This is a genomic window from Streptomyces sp. NPDC050121 (assembly GCF_044460385.1).
Taxonomy (GTDB): Bacteria; Actinomycetota; Actinomycetes; order Streptomycetales; family Streptomycetaceae; genus Streptomyces; species Streptomyces soliscabiei.
The window spans coordinates 214921-233787 of sequence record NZ_JBITJV010000013.1; the positions used below are offsets into that span (position 1 = coordinate 214921).

Sequence of the window (18867 nt, forward strand, 5' to 3'; positions counted from 1 at the left end):
GCGAAATCGTGCAGAACTCGTGCAGAACTCGTGTACGTATCGGTCTTCGAGGTCATCTCACTCGGCGTGCTGAGCCGGCTCGGGCTGGGTGAATGCCCGTCGGCTGTGCGCGAGCAGTTCGCGCACCGACGGGTTGTGCGTGCTCTTCCAGATCAGGGCGAGCGATGCCGGCGCTTCGACGTCGTCGATGGTGCGGGCGACGAGCCGGTCGCGGTAGCTCGCGGCCATCGAGGCGCTGAGGACCGCGACGCCGAGCCCGCGGACGGCGAGACCTGCCATGGCGTCCGCGGCGCTGGCTTCCAGCGCGATCGCCGGCCGCAGGCTCTGTGCGGCGCAGGCGCGGTCGAACACCGTGCGCAGGCCGGTGCCGGGTGGCATGCACACGAGGGGGTGGGCCGCCAGGTCGCGCAGCGTGACCCGGCGCCGTTTCGCCAAGGGGTGCCCGGCCGGAACCGCTGCGACGAGCCGCTCACTGACGATGGTCAGCGCCTCCAGCCCCTCCGGCGCGGCGGTCGCGGTACCGACGAGGGCCAGGTCGACGGCGTCGGTGCGGACCTTCTCGACGAGAAGGTCGGAGCTGTCCTCGAGGAGCGAGATCTCCACCCCGGGATGCGCCCGGTGGAACGCGGCGAGGGCGTCGAACAGCGGGGTAACGGTGCAGCCCATGACCATCCCCACCGTGACCCGGCCCCGGATCAGCTCGGTCACCTCACCCACCGCCTGGCCGACCGCTGCAGCGGCGGCGAGTGCGGCGCGGGCCGGTTCGAGGGCGGCCTTGCCTGCCACGGTCAGGGTGGCGGTGCGCGCCGACCGGTCGAACAGCTCGGCGCCGAGCTCACGCTCCAGTTGGCGGATCTGGGCGCTGACGCCGGACTGGCTGATGTGCACCCGCTCGGCGGCCCGCGTGAAGTTCCGCTCCTCGGCGACGGCGACGAAGTACTCCAGCTGCCTCAGTTCCATGACTACAGATTCTAGCTACCAGAAAAACCATCTGTTGGACTTCTGATCGGCAGGCCACCAGGCTGGGAGGCAGGCCAGGAAACACCGAGAAACTCAGCAGCTCAGCAGCACAGAAGCCCGATGGCAGGAGGAACCATGCCGGCGTACGAGAAGGCGCAGTACGAGAAGGCGGAGTACGAGAAGGCGCAGTACGAGAAGGCCCTGCGGCCCGAGGACATCACCCGCTTGTTCGTCGAGCGCTCCAACGCCGGCGACGCGACCGGGGTCGCCGCGCTCTACGAAGAGGACGCGGTGATGGCCTACCCGCCCGGCGAGCTGACCGTGGGGCGGGAGGCGATCCGTGCGCTGTGGGAGAAGGTGCTGGCCCACCGTCCCCGCTTCGAGCCGGAACAGCCGCTGCCGACGCTGATCAGCGGCGACATCGCCCTCACCTCGACGCCGCCCAGGGACGGGGCCGGCGCCCGGGCGCAGGTCGTCCGGCGCCAGCACGACGGAAGCTGGCTGCGCGTGCTCGACCAGCCAGAGTTCGTCCCACCCACCGGCTGAGCGCTCGGCAGGCAAGGGCTGTGACTTCCCCCACCTGCTCTTGCCGGGCCGAGGAACGCTTACCTACGTTCGGTCGCATGTCCCCCCACGGCCGTGCCCTTCCTGACGAACCGGACGATCCCGCTGCGGCGAGCAGGCCCGCAGCCGACCGACCGGACACGCCCCCGTTGGTCGATCTGGCCGTCGACCTGAGCTCACACGAAATGCTCCGGCGCGCCCATGTCCTGGCCGCACTCGGCTCCGACTGGGACCCCGTCACCGCGCTACGCGGCGAGCAAGCGGCGCACGAGCTGCTCTACTCCGGCCTCAGCGCGGAGCAGCAGCGCATGTACGACGAACTGGTGTCGGCCGGTGTGCTGCCGCGGAGAGGCGGCGGCGATGCTGCCGCTTGACCCGCAGGCCGACGTCGGGCGCCGAGCCTGGGTGGCCTGCCCGAACTGCGGCGACCACCGCGGCTGCACCACCTGCGAGCAGGGCCGCACCTGCTCCGAGCACTGGCGCTACCTGCTCTCCAACGTGGGCAGCCTGCTCCACCTGCAGTGCAGTTCGTGCACCCACATCTGGGCTCACGAGACCCACTTCGGCGCCACCCGCTCGCCCTGGGAACGGATCGCAAGCGGTCTGCGACGACGGTGATCCTTCACCACGGCCGCCTCGGCGCGCCGGACAGGTGAGGCCGGACGGCGGATCGGTGCCCGCTTTCGGATGACCTCACCGTCTGTCGTCGAAGGCGACGAGCGGCCGCGGCCGAGGATCGCGATCGGCGGCCGTCCCTGCCTGGCCGTTCGTCCGTCCGGAGGCAGCCGTGCACATCCTGCTCCTAGCCAGCGCGTTCAACAGCCTCACCCAGCGCGTCCACGCCGAACTGCGCGACCGCGGCCACACCATGGCTGTGGAACTCGCCCTGCCCGGCACCGAGTTGCCCGAAGTCGTGCGGCGCCACGCACCCCGGCTCATCGTCGCGCCGATGCTGAAGACGGCGATCCCCGAGGAGGTGTGGTCGGCGTACACATGCCTCGTCGTCCATCCCGGGCCCGTCGGCGACCGAGGACCGTCCTCCCTGGACTGGGCGATCCATGACGGCGTCGACCAGTGGGGCGTCACCGTCCTGCAGGCCGACGGGGAGATGGACGCCGGTGACGTGTGGGCCTGTGTGCCGTGCCGGGTTCCTGCGGTGTCCAAGAGCGAGCTGTACCGGGGGGAGATCGCCGACGCCGCGCTCGAGGCCGTGCTGCTCGCCGTGGAGCGCTTCGCCGGAGGCGCCCACGTTCCGCGCGGGCAGGACGCCGCCTGCGCGTCCGAGGCCGGGCTGTGCCCGCGCCCGTACCTCGACCAGAGCGTCCGGCGGATCGACTGGGCCGAGGACTGCACGCAGGACGTCCTGCGCAGGCTGCGGGCGGCGGACTCGCAGCCCGGTGTGCTGGACACCCTGCTCGGCGGCGAGTGGTACCTGCACGGCGGCCACCCCGACAGCGAGTTGCGGGGCCGGCCGGGCGAGCTGTTGGCCACCCGGGCCGGGGCGCTCTGCCGGGCCACCAAGGACGGCGCCGTGTGGATCCCCGAGCTGCGGCCCCGGCGCGCGCCCGGACAGCCGCCCACGTTCAAGCTGCCTGCCGTGCTCGCCCTGGGCGACCGGCTGCCGCCGCTGCCCGAGCACGCCCTGCCGCCGCTGCCCGAGGCATGGCACCGGACCTGGTCCGACATCCGCTACCGGGAGGACGGGCGGGTGGGCTTCCTGTCGTTCTCGTTCCCCGGCGGGGCCATGAGCACGCAGCAGTGCCGACGTCTGCTGGACGCCTACCGGCAAGCCTGCGCGCGACCCACGTCGGTGCTGGTGCTCGGCGGCGAACGGGACTTCTTCTCCAACGGGATCCACCTCAACGTCATCGAGGCCGCGGCCGACCCCGCCGCCGAGTCCTGGGCGAACATCAACGCCATCGACGATCTGGTCGAGGCCGTGCTCACGACGACGGACCGGCTGGTGGTCTCGGCGGTCGCGGGCAACGCCGCGGCGGGCGGAGTGATGCTGGCCCTGGCGGCCGACGAGGTGTGGTGCCGCGCGGGCGCCGTGCTGAACCCCCACTACCGTCTGATGGGCCTGTACGGCTCGGAGTACTGGACGCACACCCTGCCGCGCAGGGTGGGTCCCGCGACGGCCGGGCGACTCATGCGCGAGGCGCTGCCGGTGAGCTCGGCGAGCGCACTGCGCCTCGGGCTCGTCGACCGGGTCGTCGACTGCGGTCCTGACGCGTTCGCGCGGGAGGTCGGCGACCTGGCGGCACGCCTCGCGTCCCGCCCGGCGACGGCGTCACGGATCACCGCGAAGAAGAGGGAGCTGGACCGGCTGGAGAGCGCGACCCCGCTGGCCGGCTTCCGTGAGCAGGAGCTGGCCCGGATGCGCCGGACCTTCGAGGACCCGGACGCCCCGTACCACGCGCTGCGCCGTTCCTTCGTCCACAAGGAACGGCCGATGTGCACCCCACCGCACCTCGGTCTGTCAGCGGTTGCGCAAACCGGCCGGACCCACTCTGCCGCCGACGTCACCGGAACGGCCCCCGCTGGTGTCTCGTCACGGCCGAACGGCTGATACGAAGAAAGCCGACGGCCGAAATGCAGGCCTTCATCCCTTACCTCCCCAGAAGGCGGTCCCATGACTGAGGCGACGCCGGACACGGTCGGCGCTGCGGACGCGGACGGCGCGCCCGCCGGCGAGACACCCACGATCCACATTCTCTGGATCAACGCGGGGCTGAGTTGCGACGGCGACTCGGTCGCCTTGACGGCGGCCATGCAGCCCAGCATCGAGGAGATCGTGCTCGGCGTGCTGCCGGGGCTTCCGAAGATCGCCGTGCACTGGCCGCTCATCGACTTCGAGTGCGGCCCGGTCGGCGGCTCGGACACGTTCATCGAGTGGTTCTTCAAGGGGGAGCGGGGCGAGATCGACCCGTTCGTCCTGGTCGTCGAAGGCTCCATCCCCAACGAGGCGATCAAGCCCGAGGGCTATTGGTGCGGCTTCGGCGACAACCCGGAGACCGGCCAGCCGATCACCACCAGCGAGTGGATCGACCGGCTCGCCCCGAAGGCGCTGGCGGTCGTCGCGATCGGCACCTGCGCCACCTACGGCGGCATCCACGCCATGGCGGGCAACCCGACCGGCGCGATGGGCGTGCCGGACTACCTCGGCTGGGACTGGAAGTCCCACGCGGGCATCCCCATCGTGTGCGTCCCCGGCTGTCCGATCCAGCCCGACAACTTCTCCGAGACGCTCACCTATCTGCTCTACCAGGCGACCGGTGCCGCCCCGATGATCCCGCTGGACGACAAGCTGCGCCCGACCTGGTTGTTCGGGGCCACCGTGCACGAGGGCTGCGACCGCGCGGGCTACTACGAACAGGGCGAGTTCGCCCTGTCGTACGACTCGCCGAAGTGCCTGGTCAAGCTCGGCTGCTGGGGTCCTGTCGTCAAGTGCAACGTGCCCAAGCGCGGCTGGATGAACGGGATCGGCGGCTGCCCCAACGTCGGCGGCATCTGCATCGCCTGCACCATGCCCGGCTTCCCCGACAAGTTCATGCCGTTCATGGACGAGCCGCCCGGGGCCAAGGTGTCCAGCAGCGCCAGCGGAGCGTACGGCGCCGTGGTCCGCAAACTGCGGTCGATCACCGCCAAAACGGTGGACAAGGAGCCCAGGTGGCGCCGCTCCGGAGACAGGATCACCACCGGATACCGGCCCCCGTGGTGAGCGTCCGCCGCACGTAATCCGCTCCCCGCATCGTGCACTCCCCCCACCCACGTACCTCCCGCGCAACGAAGGGCACGGCACACAGATGGCACCGAAGACGAAGGCGGCCGGCGACGGCAGCGGCCTGGTGGAGATGGCCTGGGACCCGATCACCCGGATCGTCGGCAGCCTGGGCATCCACACCAAGATCGACTTCAAGCAGAAGCGGGTCGCGGAGTGCTACAGCACCTCGTCGGTCTTCCGTGGCTACAGCGTCTTCATGCGCGGCAAGGACCCCCGCGACGCCCACTTCATCACCAGCCGCATCTGCGGCATCTGCGGGGACAACCACGCCACCTGCTCGGTGTACGCGCAGAACATGGCGTACGGCGTGAAGCCCCCGCACCTCGGCGAGTGGATCATCAACCTCGGCGAGTCCGCGGAGTACATGTTCGACCACAACATCTTCCAGGAGAACCTGGTGGGGGTCGACTACTGCGAGAAGATGGTCAGGGAGACCAACCCCGGAGTCCTCGCCCTCGCCGAGCGCACCGAGGCCCCGCACGCGGCCGAGCACGGCTACCGCACCATCGCCGACATCATGCGCTCGCTGAACCCCCTGGAAGGCGAGTTCTACCGCGAGGCCCTCCAGGTGAGCCGTTACACGCGGGAGATGTTCTGCCTGATGGAGGGCCGCCATGTGCACCCCTCCACGCTCTACCCGGGCGGCGTCGGCACCATCGCCTCCGTGCAGCTCTTCACGGACTACCTCAGCCGCCTGATGAAGTACGTGGAGTTCATGAAGCGCGTCGTGCCGCTGCACGACGACCTCTTCGACTTCTTCTACGAGGCGCTGCCCGGCTACGAGGAGGTCGGCCGCCGGCGGGTCCTGCTCGGCTGCTGGGGCGCGCTCAACGACCCCGAGTACTGCGACTTCACCTACGCCAACATGACCGACTGGGGCCGGCGCATGTTCGTCACGCCCGGCATCATCGTCGACGGCAAGCTCGTCACCAACGACCTCACCGAGATCAACCTCGGCATCCGCATCCTGCTGGGCAGCTCCTACTACGAGGACTGGCAGGGCCAGGAACAGTTCGTCACCCACGACCCGCTCGGCAACCCGGTGGACCCGCGCCACCCGTGGAACCAGCACACCATCCCCGCCCCGCAGAAGCGGAACTTCGACGACAAGTACAGCTGGGTCATGTCCCCGCGCTGGTTCGACGGCAAGGACCACCTCGCCCTGGACACTGGCGGCGGCCCCATCGCCCGCCTGTGGTCCACCGCCCTGTCCGGACTCGTCGACACCGGGTATGTGAAGGCCACCGGCCACAGCGTGGTCATCAACCTGCCCCGCACGATGACCAGGCCCGAGACCAGCTTCGAGTGGAAGATCCCGAAGTGGTCCAACGCGCTGGAACGCAACCGCGCGCGCACCTACTTCCAGGCCTACACCGCCGCCGTCGCGCTGCACTTCGCGGAGAAGGGCCTGGAGGAGGTCCGGGCCGGACGCACCCAGACCTGGGAGAAGTTCGAGGTCCCGGACGAGGGGCTCGGCGTCGGCTTCACCGAGGCCGTCCGAGGAGTCCTCTCGCACCACATGGTGATCCGCGACGGCAAGATCGCCAACTACCACCCGTACCCGCCGACGCCCTGGAACGCCAGCACCAGGGACACCTTCGGCACGCCGGGCCCGTACGAGGACGCCGTGCAGAACACGCCGATCTTCGAGGAGAACACCCCGGACAACTTCAAGGGCATCGACATCATGCGCGCCGTCCGCAGCTTCGACCCCTGTCTGCCCTGTGGCGTCCACATGTACGTCGGGCGCGGCAAGACGGTGAAGTCGATGCACGTGCCCACCGGCCTGAGCGGACTGGGCGGATGAGCGCGCTCCCCTCGGCCGAGCAGACCGGACGCCAGGTCGAGGAAGTCCTCGACCAACTGGCCACGAGCGGCGACCCGGCCGCCGCCGCGGCCGCGGAGGAACTCGTCCGCTCCCTCATGGCCTTCTACGGTGCCGGTCTCGCCCGTATCCTCCAGCTGCTGTCCGCCGCGCCCGGCGAACCGACGGCACACCTCCTGCAGGACGAACTGGTCGCGAGCCTTCTCGTCCTGCACGACCTGCACCCCGAGGACCGCGACACCCGTATCGCCCGGGCCCTCGACAGCGTTCGGGAACACGATCTGGACATCGTCGGCTTCGACGAGGACAGCGGCGCCCTGACCCTGCGGGCGGCCTCGGCCTCGGCCTCGGCCTCGGCGGGCGGCGGATGCGGATGCGGTTCCGGAGCGGGAGCCCGGGAGGCCGCCGAGGCGGCGCTGGCCTGTTTCGCGCCGGAGGTCAGGACGGTCGATCTGCGGCAGGCGCCGGCCCTGCTGCAGATCGGGACGAGGACCCGGTGACCGCCGCCACCGCCGGACTGCGCCGGTTCCTCACCGAGCGTCCGCCCCGGCCCGAGCGCTGCGAGCTGTGCGCACTGGCCGTGACCGAAGCGGACCACCGCCACCTGGTCGACACCGAGAAACGCGCCCTGGTCTGCGCCTGCGCCGCCTGCGCGCTGCTGATGGAACAGCCGGGCGCCGCCGCCGGCCGCTTCCGCACGGTCCCCGCCCGCTACCTCACCGACCCCGCACATCGCCTCGACGAGAGCGCGTGGGACACGTTGCAGATCCCGGTCGGCGTCGCCTTCCTCTTCCGCAACGCGGCGCTCGACCGGCTCGTGGCGCTCTACCCGAGCCCGGCAGGCGCCACCGAGAGCGAACTCGAACCGGCCGCCTGGACGGAGGTCCTCGCCGGCAGCCGCCTCGCCCAGCTCCTCGAACCGGACGTGGAGGCGCTGCTGCTGCGCCGCGCCGACGGCCACTGCGAGTGCCACCTCGTACCGATCGACGTCTGCTACGAACTCGTCGGCCGCATGCGCCTGTTGTGGCAGGGCTTCGACGGCGGGGCCGAGGCCCGCGCCGCGCTGGACGCGTTCTTCACGGACGTCGCGCGACGCGCCCGGCCCGTGGAAGCGGGGGTGCGGCCGTGACGGAGTTCTCCTTCACCTGCACCGGCGTCCGCGCCGACCGGTACGCCGCCGGACCGACCCTCGTCTTCCGGCTGCGGGTCACCGCCTCCGGCGGCATGCCCGTGCACGCCCTCGCGCTGCGCTGCCAGATCCGCATCGAACCCGCCCGCCGCGGTTACGCGTCCGCCGAGGCCGACGGTCTCGCGGACCTCTTCGGCGACCGCTCACGTTGGGGCAGCACCCTGCAGCCGGTGCAGTTCGCCCAGGTCCCGCTGATGGTTTCCGGCTTCACCGGGGAGACCGAGGCCGACCTCGTCGTGCCCTGCACCTACGACATGGACATCGCCGCGACCCGCTACCTCGCCGCCCTCACCGACGGCGAGGTCCCCCTGCTGATGCTCTTCTCCGGCACGGCGTTCACCGGGACCGGCGGCTTCCAGGTGGAGCCCGTCCCGTGGGACCGGGAGGCGGCCTTCCGGATGCCGGTCACCGCCTGGCGGGAGATGGTCGAGCAGCACTTCCCCGGCTGCGGCTGGATCCGGCTGCCGCGCGACGCCATGGACGCCCTCCTCGCCTACCGCTCCCGGCACGCCCTGCCCTCCTGGGAAGCGACCGTCGAGACGCTGCTGGACACGGACAGGGCCGACAGGCCCGCGCACGATCCGCTGCGCGCCCTCACCACCACCGGAAGGACCGATCCGTGACCGTGACCGCGTTCGCCCCCGAGACGGAGGAGCGGTTCGCCGTCGCCCGGCAGGTGGCCGACGCCGTCCTCTTCGAGGGCTACGTGCTCTACCCCTACCGGGCCTCGGCGGCCAAGAACCGGCTGCGCTGGCAGTTCGGGGTGCTCGTGCCGCCCGGCTGGGGCACCGAGTGCGAGGAGCACGACTTCCAGCACACCGAATGCCTGATGGAACCGAAGGCCGGCGCGACCCTCTCTCTCGAGGTGCGCTTCCTGCACGCCCGACGGCGCACGGTGCAGCGGGCCCGGCCGGACGGCGGCTACGACACGGTGCCCGAACTCCGCCTCGACGACCGCGTGTTGGTGCCCTGGGACGAGGGGGACGAGGAGCGCGTCGAAGTGGTCGCGTCGGTGGCCGAGCTCCTCGGCGAGGGCGTCACGTATCCCTTCCGACGCCCCGCCCGCGAGGACACCGCACCGGTCCTGGACGCAGCCGGCCGCACCGTGGGCCGACTGATCCGGCGGTGCGAGGAGATCAGCGGGGCGGTCCGGCTGTCCGCCCGCGAACTCGACGGCCCCTACCGGACCGTGCGGCTGACCGCCGTCGTCGAGAACACCAGCGACTGGACACCCCCCGAGGGCCGCGGCGCCGACCGGGACGCGGCACTGCCGCGCTCCCTGGTGGCCACCCACCTCCTCATGGCCCTCAGCGCCGGATCGTTCCTGTCGATGACCGATCCTCCCGAGTGGGCCAAGGGCGCGGTCGCCGCCTGCCGCAACCTGCACACCTGGCCCGTGCTCGCCGGCGAACCCGGCCGCGCCGACCTCGTGCTGTCCTCGCCGATCATCCTGGAGGACCATCCGGCCATCGCACCGGAGAGCCCCGGCGCGCTGTACGACGCCACCGAGATCGACGAGATCCTCGCGCTGCGCACCGCGGCCCTCACCGATGAGGAGAAACGCGAGGCCCGGGGCACCGACGAGCGGGCGGCCGCAGTGATCGAGCTGGCGGACTCGATGCCGGCCGAGGTCCTGGAGCGTCTGCACGGGGCGGTGCGCAGCCTGCGCGAGGCGACCGGCCCGGCCACCCCCGCCCCGGGCCCCGCCGCCCCGGGCCCCGCCCCGCACGTCGGCTTTCCCGACGAGTACGGGGTGCCACGGCCGGACACCCCTTGGTGGGACCCCGCGAGCGACGCGGGCTTCGACCCGGCGCGGGACCGGGTGGTCGTGGACGGCCGGTCGGTGGGCAAGGGCAGCCGTGTCGAACTGCGCCCGGGCCTGCGGCACACCGACGCGCAGGACATCTTCCTTCGGGGCCGCACCGCGAGGGTCGAGGCGGTGCTGCACGACGTCGACGGCGGGGTGCACCTGGCGGTCACCGTGGACGGCGACCCGGGCGCCGACATCCGCCGCGAGCAGGGACGGTTCCTGTACTTCCAGCCCGACGAGGTCACACCGCTGGAGGACGGCGTATGAGCCATCCCCCGCCGACTGCCCCACGGACGCTCGTGGCGGGCATCGGCAACATCTTCCTCGGGGACGACGCGTTCGGGGTGGAGACCGCGCGCCGCCTCGCCGGGCGCGACCTGCCCGGACACATCGAGGTCGTGGACATCGGGGTGCGCGGGATGCACCTCGCCTACCAGCTCCTGGACGGCTACGACACCGTCGTCCTCGTTGACGCCACGGCACGCGGCGAAACCCCCGGCACGCTGTACCTGATCGAACACGACGTCGGCGGCGGAAGTCCCTCGTCCGCCGCCCCGGCGCTGGACGGCCACCGGATGACCCCCGACGCCGTTCTGGCGCTGCTGGGCACCCTGTGTGCCGGGACCGGCGGCGAACCGCCCCGCCGCGTGCTGGTCGTCGGTTGCGAACCGGCCTCGGTGGGCGAGGGCATCGGACTCAGCGCGCAGGTGTCCGACGCCGTGCCGGAGGCCGTCCGGCTGATCGAAGAACTGCTGCGCACCGGCGAGCCGGCCACGGCGCAGGCCTTGACCGCTGAGCGTTCGACATGAGGAGAGACGCGATGAAGAAGATGGTCCTCTGCGGAGCGGCTCTGGCCGCCATGGTCGCCGTCGTCGCCGAGTTGTTCCCCGACCTCAGGCGCTACCTGCGGATCCGACGGATGTGAACCGTGCCCGCCAACCGGTGTGCCGTGCGGTTGCGTCGAACGGCGTACCTCGCACGCCGGTGACGGCGTGCCGGGCCCCACGGCCCGGGTCCGCACGCCTCTAATGAAGGCCGACCGAAGGCCGCCTGCGGAGGGACGGTGGAACCCGTGCACGAGATGTCCGTCGCGCTGGCCGTCGTCGACCAGGTGGCAGAGGCCGCCACCCGGGCCGGCGGTGTCACGGCGGTGCGTTCGGTACGGCTCCAGGTCGGCGAACTGGCCGGCGTCGTACCCGATGCACTCGCCTTCTGCTTCGAACTGGCCTGCGCCGGAACCCTGCTGGAGGGCGCCGAACTGGTCACCGAGGCGGTGCCGGGGCGGGCCCGGTGCACGCCCTGTGCGCACGAATGGGCCGTCGGCATGCCGCCCCGGCTGACCTGCCCCGACTGCGGCGGGACCCGTACCGACCTGCTCGCGGGCCGGGAACTGCAGATCCTCGACGTGCACTGGGAGGACGGCGGCCCGCCGCACCCGCCCACCCGCGAACCGATCTCCGAGGAGAGCTGAACCATGTGCCGTGTCGTCGACCTGCGGCAGGCCGTACTCGCGAAGAACGACGTGAGCGCCCACGGACTGCGCGCGCGACTCGCTGCCCGGGGCACCGCGGTCGTCAACCTGCTGTCCAGTCCGGGCAGCGGCAAGACCGCGCTGCTGGAGCGCGAGTTGCTGCGGGCACGCGAGCGGGCCGTTCCCGTGGCGGCGCTGAGCGCCGATCTCGCCACGGAGAACGACGCGGCACGCCTGGCGCGTTCGGGTGTCCCGGTCAAGCAGGTGCTCACCGACGGACTGTGCCACCTGGAAGCGGGGATGCTCGCCGCGCACCTGGAGGGATGGCTGCCCGACGACACCCGGCTGCTGTTCGTGGAGAACGTCGGCAACCTGGTCTGCCCGGCCTCCTACGACCTGGGGGAGACGCTGAGGGTCACCCTCGCCTCCGTGACGGAGGGCGAGGACAAGCCGCTCAAGTACCCCACCGCCTTCGGTCTCGCCCACCTGGTCGTGGTCACCAAGACCGACATCGCCGAGGCCGTCGAGTTCGACGAGGACGCGTTCCGCGCGAACGTGGAGCAGGTCAACCCCGGAGTCGAGGTGGTGCTGACCTCGGCACGCCGGGGGCAGGGAGTCGGCGCGCTGCTCGACCGGGCGCTGGCCGCCGCCGACGGCGCCCCCGTCCACTCGCCGGTCATGGCCCGGCCGCCCCAACACCACGGTCACACCCACGCGCACCCGGAGGTCACGGACGCCATGGCCCACACGCACTCGTGAGCGGGCCGCAGGCCCCGGCGGCCGTCGCCGAGAACACTCCGCTGCGCCGCCGGGTCACCGTTCGAGGAGTGGTGCAGGGCGTGGGCTTCAGGCCCTACCTGTACGGTCTCGCCACCGGACTCGCCCTGACCGGGCACGTGACCAACACGCTCGACGGCGTCGTCGTGGAGATCGAGGGCACCCCGGGGGCCGTCGCCCTGTTCTGCGACCGGATCGCCGCCCAGGCGCCCCCACTGGCCCGCGTCGACTCCGTCGACCACCAGGAGATGCCTCCCGCCGGCGGCACCGCGTTCACCATCCTCGCCTCCCGCACCGACGGCCCGGCCCGCACCCTGGTCTCCCCGGACTGCGCCACCTGCGTCGACTGCCTCGCCGAGCTGGCCGACCCGGCCGACCGGCGATACCGCCACCCCTTCGTCAACTGCACCCACTGCGGCCCCCGCTTCACGATCGTCACCGGCGTGCCGTACGACCGGGCCGGCACCACCATGGCCGGCTTCGCGATGTGTCCCGACTGCGCCCGGGAGTACGCCGATCCCGCCGACCGCCGCTTCCACGCGCAGCCGGTCGCCTGCCCGGACTGCGGGCCGCGCCTGCGGCTGCTCGTCACCGAGGAGACAGGGGTCCGGAGTGCCGACGGGGCGGACCCGGTCACCGAGGCCCGCGCCCTGCTGGCGCGGGGCGCGATCCTCGCCGTGAAGGGCCTGGGCGGCTACCACCTGGCCTGCGACGCCACCAACCAGGCGGCCGTCGGCCTCCTGCGCCGCCGGAAGGCGCGCGGCGACAAGCCGTTCGCCGTGATGGCCAGGACCGCCGACGACTTCCGTCACCTCGTCCGGCTGAGCCCCGAGGAGCAGCGCCTGCTCGAAGACCGGGCCAGGCCGGTCGTCCTCCTGAGAAGGCGGCCGCACCCGTCGTACGCCTCCGGGGACCCCAGGCCCGCCCCGTCCGTCGCGCCCGGCAGTCCCGATCTCGGCGTGATGCTGCCGTACACGCCCCTGCACCATCTGCTGCTCGGCCTGCCCGGCGACCCGGACGGCCCCCGGCTGCTCGTCATGACCAGCGGCAACGTGTCCGGTGAGCCGATCGTCACCGACGACACCGAGGCGTTGGAGCGGCTCGCGCACCTGGCCGACGCCTGGCTCACCCACGACCGGCCGATCCATGTGCCGTGCGACGACTCCGTGGCCCGCGTCTGCGACGGGGAGCCGCTGGTGATCCGTCGCTCGCGTGGCTACGCCCCGTTGCCGGTCGCCCTCCCGCTGCCCGTGCGGCCGGCCCTCGCCGTCGGCGGAGACCTGAAGAACGCCTTCTGTCTGGGGGCGGGCCGGCGAGCCTGGCTGTCCGCGCACATCGGTGACATGGACGACGTCGGCACGCAGCGGGCCTTCGAACGGGCGGCGGCCCAGCTGGAGTCCATCACGGGGGTGCGGCCCGAGGCCCTAATCCGCGACCGGCATCCCGGCTACCGCTCCGGCCGTTGGGCCGACCGGAACGCGGCCGGCCGTCCCGTCGTGCGCGTCCAGCACCATCACGCGCACATCGCAGCCGCGATGGCCGAGCACGGCCTCGACGGCACCCGAACGGTGATCGGCGTCGCCTTCGACGGCACCGGCCACGGCGACGACGGCGCCGTGTGGGGCGGGGAGTTCCTGCTCGCGGACTACGACCGCTTCACCCGCTTCGGGCACCTCGCGTACGTGCCACTGCCCGGTGGCGACGCCGCGGTGCGCCGGCCCTACCGCATGGCCCTGGCGCATCTGCGGGCCGCCGGCATCGACTGGTCCGACGACCTCGCCTGTACGACCGCCTGCCCGCCCGACGAACTCCGTCTCCTGGCACGGCAGTTGGAGCGCGGCCTGAACTGTGTCGGCACGTCCAGCATGGGCCGGCTCTTCGACGCGGTGTCCTCTCTCGCCGGGGTGTGCCACCGTGCCGGATACGAGGCACAGGCCGCCGTCGAGCTGGAGGGCGTGGCTCTGCACGCGCCCGCCGAGGACACCACGGCGTACGCCTTCGCCCTCCACGCGTCGCAGGAGAACGGGGGCGGTGTCGTACGGGCCGATCCGGCGCCCGTGCTCACGGCGATCGTCGGCGACCTGCGCGCGGGCGCGGGGCCGGGCGTCGTCGCGGCCCGCTTCCACCGGGGCGTGAGCGGCCTGGTGCACCGCGTCTGCGTGCGGGCGCGAGAACGGCACGGACTGGACACGGTCGCCCTCACGGGCGGCGTGTTCGCGAACACCCTGCTGTCCTCGGCCTGTGCGGCCACCCTGCGCGACGACGGCTTCACGGTCCTGCGGCACCGACTGGTGCCGCCGGGCGACGGCGGCCTGGCGCTGGGCCAGCTGATGGTGGCCGCCCGCACCGCTTCGACCCCCACCGACTGAGCGAACGCGCGACCGACAGCGAGGAGAGGCTCATGTGCCTGGCGGTACCCGGCAGAGTGCTGGACATCGAGGAGCGGGACGGCACCCGGATGGCCACCGTCGACTTCGGCGGCGTGGTCAAGGAGGTGTGCCTTGAGTATCTGCCCGACCTCCAGGTCGGCGAGTACGCCATCGTCCACGTCGGGTTCGCCCTGCAACGGCTGGACGAGGAGTCGGCCCGGCAGACCCTCGAACTCTTCGCCGAACTCGGCATGTTGCAGGAGGAGTTCGGCGACGCCTGGGAGATGGCGGCGCAAGAGGCGGGCGCGGACCCGGTGGAAGAGGTGCGCAAGTACTGAATCCTTCCCCAGCTGAAGCTGGGGAATGCCTGGCTCACGCTGCCTGCGGGTCGGCGACCCGAGAGGTCTTCCACGATCAACACCAGCCGGGTAGAAACCAGCCCGGTTCGTACCGCGAAGCTTGGAGGTGCATGTGCTGTCTTGGTTCTCGATCAGCACGGCGTACGCGCTTGGTTCTCGCAGCGCACGGCGATCAGCCCGCCCGACTGCGTGGGCGGTCTTTCGCCAGGGAGGCGAAGCCCCGTTCCCTGCCCTTGCCCGCGGGAGTTCGATTCCTCGCCGGCCTGAAGGCCGGGGCGTTCTCGGAGGTCTCAGGTGAAGTACATCGACGAGTTCCAGGACCCGGCGCTGGCCCGTCGGCTCCTCGACGACATCCACGCCACGGTGACCAGGCCGTGGGCCCTGATGGAGGTGTGCGGCGGACAGACACACAGCATCATCCGCCACGGCATCGACCAACTCCTGCCGGACCAGGTCGAGTTGATCCACGGCCCCGGCTGCCCGGTGTGCGTCACCCCGCTGGAGGTCATCGACAAGGCACTGGAGATCGCCTCCCGACCGGAGGTGATCTTCTGCTCCTTCGGCGACATGCTGCGCGTGCCGGGCACCGGACGCGACCTGTTCCAGGTCCGCGGGGAAGGCGGGGACGTACGTGTCGTCTACTCGCCGCTCGACGCCCTGCGGATCGCGCAGCAGAACCCGGACCGCGAGGTGGTGTTCTTCGGCATCGGCTTCGAAACGACGGCGCCTCCCAACGCCATGACGGTCCATCAGGCCCGCAGGCTGGGCATCTTGAACTTCAGCATGCTGGTGTCCCACGTACGGGTACCGCCGGCCATCGAGGCGATCATGTCCTCGCCGAGCTGCCGGGTGCAGGGCTTCCTCGCGGCCGGCCATGTCTGCAGTGTGATGGGCGTGGGGGAGTACCCGCAGCTGGCGGAGCGCTTCCGGGTGCCGATCGTCGTGACGGGCTTCGAGCCGCTGGACATCCTCGAAGGCGTGCGCCGGGCCGTCCGCCAGCTGGAACGCGGTGAACACACCGTCGACAACGCCTACGCCCGTGCCGTCCGACCGGAGGGCAACCCGGCCGCCCGGGCCATGCTGGAGGACGTCTTCGAGGTCACCGACCGTGCCTGGCGCGGCATCGGGGTGATCCCCGACAGCGGCTGGCGGCTGTCGCCGAAGTACCGCGACCACGACGCAGAACACCGCTTCCCGGTCGGCGGGATCCGGACCGCCGAACCGGCCGAGTGCCGCAGCGGAGAGGTCCTGCAGGGGTTGCTCAAGCCGCACGAGTGCGAGGCCTTCGGCACCCTGTGCACCCCGCGCACGCCCCTGGGGGCCACGATGGTCTCCAGCGAGGGCGCCTGCGCGGCGTACTACCTCTACCGGCGGCTGGACATGCCCACCACCACGACGGTCCGGGAGGCGAGCCCCGTTGTCTGACACCACCGATCTCCCCGCCCTCGACGTCGAGGGGTGGACCTGCCCGGCGCCCCTGCGCGACCGGCCCCGGGTCGTCATGGGCCACGGCGGCGGGGGTGTCCTCTCCGCCGAACTGGTGCAGCAGATCTTCGCGCCCGCCTTCGGCGGCGAGGTGCTCGCCCAGCTCGGCGATGCCGCCGTCCTCTCCCTGGGCGGTGCTCGGCTGGCGTTCTCCACCGACTCCTATGTGGTCCGCCCGCTGTTCTTCCCCGGCGGCAGCATCGGCGACCTGGCGGTCAACGGCACCGTCAACGACCTCGCCATGAGCGGCGCCCGCGCCGCCTACCTCTCCTGCGGATTCATCCTGGAGGAGGGCGTCGAGCTGGACATGGTCACGCGAGTGTCCCAGGCGCTGGGCGCGGCCGCGCGCACCGCCGGCGTGGAGGTGGCCACCGGCGACACCAAGGTGGTGGAGGCCGGTCACGGCGACGGGATCTTCATCAACACGGCGGGCATCGGTCTCGTCCCGGCGGGCGTCGATCTGCGCCCTCAGCGGGTCGTCCCCGGCGATGTGGTGATCGTCAGCGGCGCCATCGGCGTCCACGGGGTGGCGGTCATGAGCGTGCGCGAGGGCCTGGAGTTCGGAGTGGAGATCAAGAGCGACTGCGCGGCGCTGGGCGGCCTGGTGGACGTCATGCTCGCCGTCACCCCGGATCTGCACGTACTGCGTGATCCCACTCGGGGCGGCCTGGCCGCCGCACTCAACGAGATCGCACAGGCCTCCGGCACAGGCGTGCTCATCCGGGAACGCGACGTCCCCGTCCCGCCGGCCGTGGCCAACGCGTGCGCCATTCTCGGGCTGGACCCCATGTACATCGCCAACGAGGGCAAGCTGGTCGCCTTCGTCCCGCGCGAGCACGCCGACGCCGTCCTCGCGGCGATGCGCGCGCATCCTCTGGGCGCGGACTCCGTGATCATCGGTGAGGCCGTCGAGGCGCATCCCGGCATGGTGGTGGCTCGCACCGGCCTGGGGGGAACGCGGGTGGTCGACCTGCCGATCGGGGAGCAGCTGCCGCGGATCTGCTGAGCCGGGCCGTACGCGTCCTACGGGTCCTGCGGGTCCACACCGGTCGTGGCGGAAGCGTCCTTGGTGCCGCTGGGGCGCTGGGAGCGGCCTCTGCGTCCGGTGTCCCGCCTGCCCTTCTCGTCCGCGTCGCCGTACTTCTCGCCGCGCGCCGCGCCACTCTTGGCCGTGTCCCCCGGAACGGACTTCGTCTCCTGCGGTGACTTGGTCCGGCCCCGGCCTCTTTCGCCGGCCTGCTCAGCACGGAAGGAACGGCCGGCGCTCGGGTTGTCCTGCTGGCGCGTCTCGTCCACATCGGGCGACCAGCCGTGCTGTCCGGCGCCCTGGTGACGACCGGGTCCCTTTCCGTGCGGTGACTCGGACGAACGTGGTTTCTTCGACATGGTCCGATCTGCCTTTTCATGGTCAGCGGGGGACACCGGTCACGCGTGCCCAGGATCAGATCAATTTTCCCTCTTTGTGATATTTCCAGCATGTTGTGACCGTTTCCGATTGAACTGCCGAGCGTATTGACCGGTCAATTGGCCGAATGTACGGTCGAATCGTGACGGTGCCGCTTTACGTACAGATCAGGCGAGAGATCGAAGCGAAGATCCGGGCCGGGGGCCTGCCCCCTGGCACGCGGCTGCCGACCGAGAAGGATCTCTCCACCCAGTACGGCGTCAGCCGTGCCACTGCCCAACGGGTCCTCAACGACCTGGCAGAGGCGGGACTGGCGATCCGCCGGCGGCGCCATGGAACGTTCGTCGCGGACGTGCGGCGGCAGATCAATCTGCTCAACTTCGTCACCCCCGCAACAGCCGCGAAGGGCGTACCGGGCAGACACGAAGTCGTTTCCGCGCGGATCGTCAGGGCCGCCGACGCCGTCCTGACGCTTCCCGGCGCCCCGGCCGACACGGCCGTGGTGGAACTGGTCCGGCGCAAGCTGGACGTACGCGAGGAGCCGCAGTCCGTCGAGCGGCACGTCGTTCTCTTCGCGGTCGCCCCCGACCTGCTCAACGAGAACCTCGAAGACGTCGTCACCCTCCCGTATCTCCAGCGCAGAGGAGTACCGATCGACGCGATCCGGGTCTACCTCGACCCGGTGAGCCTCGATGAGCACGACGCCGCCTTGCTGCGCAGCGAGGTGGGAACACCCGCGCTGATGAGGCGCAGGGAGTTGCGGGCCGACGACGGAAGCACCGTCGAGGTGGTCACGACCGTCGTCCGCCCGGGAACCGCCGAGTTCTTCCTGGAGCTACCCGTCCCGGCCATGTGAACGGCGTGGCCGC

General features: G+C 71.5%; 21 protein-coding genes. 19 read left to right on the forward strand and 2 right to left on the reverse strand.

What is annotated here, in order from left to right:
- Positions 1–57: 57 nt before the first annotated feature.
- Positions 58–960: a LysR family transcriptional regulator gene (locus ACIBTS_RS21705; RefSeq protein ID WP_399321334.1), complete on the reverse strand. Its 903-nt coding sequence runs from the start codon at positions 958–960 to the stop codon at positions 58–60.
- Positions 961–1095: 135 nt separating this feature from the next.
- Between ACIBTS_RS21705 and ACIBTS_RS21710 the strand changes: the two genes are divergently transcribed.
- From ACIBTS_RS21710 to hypE, 18 genes are all read left to right on the forward strand, one after another.
- Positions 1096–1506, forward strand: coding sequence for a YybH family protein (locus ACIBTS_RS21710; protein ID WP_399321336.1), 411 nt, complete (start codon positions 1096–1098; stop codon positions 1504–1506).
- 77 nt (positions 1507–1583) lie between these two features.
- Positions 1584–1898, forward strand: coding sequence for a DUF6400 family protein (locus ACIBTS_RS21715; protein ID WP_399321338.1), 315 nt, complete (start codon positions 1584–1586; stop codon positions 1896–1898).
- Entirely contained in the window at positions 1885–2142 is a 258-nt protein-coding gene (locus tag ACIBTS_RS21720; protein WP_399321340.1) for a hypothetical protein, read from the forward strand. Before ACIBTS_RS21715 ends, ACIBTS_RS21720 begins: the two co-directional genes overlap by 14 nt.
- Before the next feature lie 169 nt (positions 2143–2311).
- Positions 2312–4093, forward strand: coding sequence for an enoyl-CoA hydratase-related protein (locus ACIBTS_RS21725; protein WP_399321342.1), 1782 nt, complete (start codon positions 2312–2314; stop codon positions 4091–4093).
- 63 nt (positions 4094–4156) lie between these two features.
- On the forward strand, positions 4157–5245 hold the full coding sequence (locus tag ACIBTS_RS21730) for a hydrogenase expression protein HypE (protein ID WP_399321344.1): 1089 nt from the start codon (positions 4157–4159) through the stop codon (positions 5243–5245).
- 85 nt (positions 5246–5330) lie between these two features.
- A complete protein-coding gene (locus tag ACIBTS_RS21735) occupies positions 5331–7115 on the forward strand; it encodes a nickel-dependent hydrogenase large subunit (RefSeq protein ID WP_399321345.1) in 1785 nt (594 codons plus the stop codon).
- Positions 7112–7633 (forward strand): hypothetical protein, encoded by a 522-nt coding sequence (locus tag ACIBTS_RS21740; RefSeq protein WP_399321346.1) that lies wholly within the window; start codon positions 7112–7114, stop codon positions 7631–7633. The genes ACIBTS_RS21735 and ACIBTS_RS21740 overlap by 4 nt, the downstream gene beginning before the upstream one ends.
- On the forward strand, positions 7630–8262 hold the full coding sequence (locus ACIBTS_RS21745) for a DUF5947 family protein (RefSeq protein WP_399321348.1): 633 nt from the start codon (positions 7630–7632) through the stop codon (positions 8260–8262). Before ACIBTS_RS21740 ends, ACIBTS_RS21745 begins: the two co-directional genes overlap by 4 nt.
- Complete coding sequence (locus tag ACIBTS_RS21750) at positions 8259–8945, forward strand: DUF6084 family protein (RefSeq protein ID WP_399321350.1); 687 nt, start codon at positions 8259–8261, stop codon at positions 8943–8945. The genes ACIBTS_RS21745 and ACIBTS_RS21750 overlap by 4 nt, the downstream gene beginning before the upstream one ends.
- Positions 8942–10399, forward strand: coding sequence for a hypothetical protein (locus ACIBTS_RS21755; RefSeq protein ID WP_399321352.1), 1458 nt, complete (start codon positions 8942–8944; stop codon positions 10397–10399). The genes ACIBTS_RS21750 and ACIBTS_RS21755 overlap by 4 nt, the downstream gene beginning before the upstream one ends.
- Positions 10396–10941 carry a hydrogenase maturation protease gene (locus ACIBTS_RS21760; RefSeq protein ID WP_399321354.1) on the forward strand — a complete coding sequence of 182 codons (546 nt, stop codon included), beginning with the start codon at positions 10396–10398 and terminating at the stop codon, positions 10939–10941. The genes ACIBTS_RS21755 and ACIBTS_RS21760 overlap by 4 nt, the downstream gene beginning before the upstream one ends.
- Positions 10942–10952: 11 nt before the next feature.
- Positions 10953–11057 (forward strand): DUF6893 family small protein, encoded by a 105-nt coding sequence (locus tag ACIBTS_RS21765; protein ID WP_399321355.1) that lies wholly within the window; start codon positions 10953–10955, stop codon positions 11055–11057.
- A gap of 147 nt (positions 11058–11204) precedes the next feature.
- The gene (locus tag ACIBTS_RS21770) at positions 11205–11603 is read left to right on the forward strand and encodes a hydrogenase maturation nickel metallochaperone HypA (protein WP_399321357.1); all 399 of its coding nucleotides are present in this window, start codon (positions 11205–11207) and stop codon (positions 11601–11603) included.
- A 3-nt stretch (positions 11604–11606) separates the two neighbouring features.
- On the forward strand, positions 11607–12362 hold the full coding sequence (gene hypB, locus ACIBTS_RS21775; protein ID WP_079657816.1) for a hydrogenase nickel incorporation protein HypB: 756 nt from the start codon (positions 11607–11609) through the stop codon (positions 12360–12362).
- Entirely contained in the window at positions 12359–14749 is a 2391-nt protein-coding gene (gene hypF, locus ACIBTS_RS21780; protein ID WP_399321359.1) for a carbamoyltransferase HypF, read from the forward strand. Before hypB ends, hypF begins: the two co-directional genes overlap by 4 nt.
- A gap of 32 nt (positions 14750–14781) precedes the next feature.
- Positions 14782–15087 carry a HypC/HybG/HupF family hydrogenase formation chaperone gene (locus tag ACIBTS_RS21785; protein WP_399321361.1) on the forward strand — a complete coding sequence of 102 codons (306 nt, stop codon included), beginning with the start codon at positions 14782–14784 and terminating at the stop codon, positions 15085–15087.
- 315 nt (positions 15088–15402) lie between these two features.
- On the forward strand, positions 15403–16533 hold the full coding sequence (gene hypD, locus ACIBTS_RS21790; RefSeq protein WP_399321362.1) for a hydrogenase formation protein HypD: 1131 nt from the start codon (positions 15403–15405) through the stop codon (positions 16531–16533).
- Positions 16526–17599, forward strand: coding sequence for a hydrogenase expression/formation protein HypE (gene hypE / locus ACIBTS_RS21795; protein ID WP_399321364.1), 1074 nt, complete (start codon positions 16526–16528; stop codon positions 17597–17599). Before hypD ends, hypE begins: the two co-directional genes overlap by 8 nt.
- Positions 17600–17616: 17 nt before the next feature.
- Here the strand turns inward: hypE and ACIBTS_RS21800 are convergent, their stop codons facing one another.
- Positions 17617–17979 carry a hypothetical protein gene (locus ACIBTS_RS21800; protein WP_399321366.1) on the reverse strand — a complete coding sequence of 121 codons (363 nt, stop codon included), beginning with the start codon at positions 17977–17979 and terminating at the stop codon, positions 17617–17619.
- A 161-nt stretch (positions 17980–18140) separates the two neighbouring features.
- Between ACIBTS_RS21800 and ACIBTS_RS21805 the strand changes: the two genes are divergently transcribed.
- Positions 18141–18854 (forward strand): GntR family transcriptional regulator, encoded by a 714-nt coding sequence (locus ACIBTS_RS21805; protein WP_399321368.1) that lies wholly within the window; start codon positions 18141–18143, stop codon positions 18852–18854.
- The last annotated feature ends 13 nt before the right edge of the window (positions 18855–18867 follow it).